The sequence below is a fragment of the Chitinophaga dinghuensis genome (genome assembly GCF_003259435.1).
Lineage (GTDB): Bacteria > Bacteroidota > Bacteroidia > Chitinophagales > Chitinophagaceae > Chitinophaga > Chitinophaga dinghuensis.
The window spans coordinates 1-1,451 of sequence record NZ_QLMA01000022.1 but is presented as its reverse complement, the minus strand read 5'-3'; the positions used below and the strand labels follow the sequence as shown (position 1 = coordinate 1,451).

Sequence of the window (1,451 nt, the reverse complement as noted above, 5' to 3'; positions counted from 1 at the left end):
TCGTAAGAATCCGCACATACGCCGTTAGTAATGGTCCATCTGAGTACCACGCTGTCACCTACTGCTACAGTTACCTGTGCTTTCGGATCGTTGATAGAAGAGGTACCGAAGTTTGCGTTACCATATACTACGGTCCATCTGCCGATCGCAGTAGCCGGAGTAGCGGTGTTACCGTCGAGCGTGAACGGAGTAGCCTGAGCGCAAGCTTTCTGGTCGATACCAGCGTTCGCTTTCACTGCGTCTGCGAAGTTCACGATGCTCATTTCATCGTAAGTATCCGCACATACACCATTAGTAATGGTCCATCTGAGTACCACGCTGTCACCTACTGCTACAGTTACCTGAGCTTTAGGATCGTTGATAGAAGAAGTACCAAAGTTAGCAGCACCATATACTACGGTCCATCTGCCGATAGCGGTAGCTGGAGTAGCAGTGTTACCATCCAGTGTAAACGGAGTAGTCTGAGCGCAAGCTTTCTGGTCGATACCAGCGTTAGCTTTCACTGCGTCTGCGAAGTTCACGATGCTCATTTCATCGTAAGTATCCGCACAATTACCATTTACGATCGTCCATCTGAGTACTACGCTGTCACCTACAGCCACAGTTACCTGAGCTTTAGGATCGTTGATAGAAGAGGTACCAAAGTTAGCAGCACCATATACTACAGTCCATCTGCCGATAGCAGTAGCCGGAGTAGCGGTGTTACCGTCCAGGGTGAACGGAGTAGTTTGAGCACAAGCTTTCTGGTCGATGCCAGCATTCGCTTTCACTGCTTCGGCAAAGTTCACGATGCTCATTTCATCGTAAGTATCCGCACAATTACCATTTACGATTGTCCATCTGAGTACCACGCTGTCACCTACCGCTACAGTTACCTGAGCTTTAGGATCATTGATAGAAGAGGTACCAAAGTTAGCAGCACCATATACTACGGTCCATCTGCCTATCGCAGTAGCTGGAGTAGCGGTGTTACCGTCGAGCGTGAACGGAGTAGCCTGAGCGCAAGCTTTCTGATCTGCACCAGCATTTGCTTTTACTGCTTCGGCGAAGTTCACGATGCTCATTTCATCGTAAGAATCGGCACAATTACCATTTACGATCGTCCATCTGAGTACCACACTGTCACCTACCGCTACAGTTACCTGAGCTTTAGGATCATTGATAGAAGAGGTACCGAAGTTAGCAGCACCATATACTACAGTCCATCTGCCGATAGCGGTAGCTGGAGTAGCGGTGTTACCATTGAGTGTGAAGGCTGTAGTCTGAGCGCAAGCTTTCTGGTCGATGCCAGCATTAGCTTTCACAGCTTCAGCAAAGTTCACGATGCTCATTTCATCGTAAGAATCGGCACAATTACCATTTACGATTGTCCATCTGAGTACCACGCTGTCACCTACCGCTACAGTTACCTGAGCTTTAGGATCATTGATAGAAGAGGTACCAAAGTTCGC

1 protein-coding gene is annotated in these 1,451 nt (G+C 48.3%); it reads right to left on the bottom strand.

Annotated elements, in window-relative coordinates:
- The coding region (locus CLV59_RS29080; protein ID WP_170137959.1) for a hypothetical protein at positions 1 to 1,451 on the bottom strand (1,451 nt) is incomplete at both ends.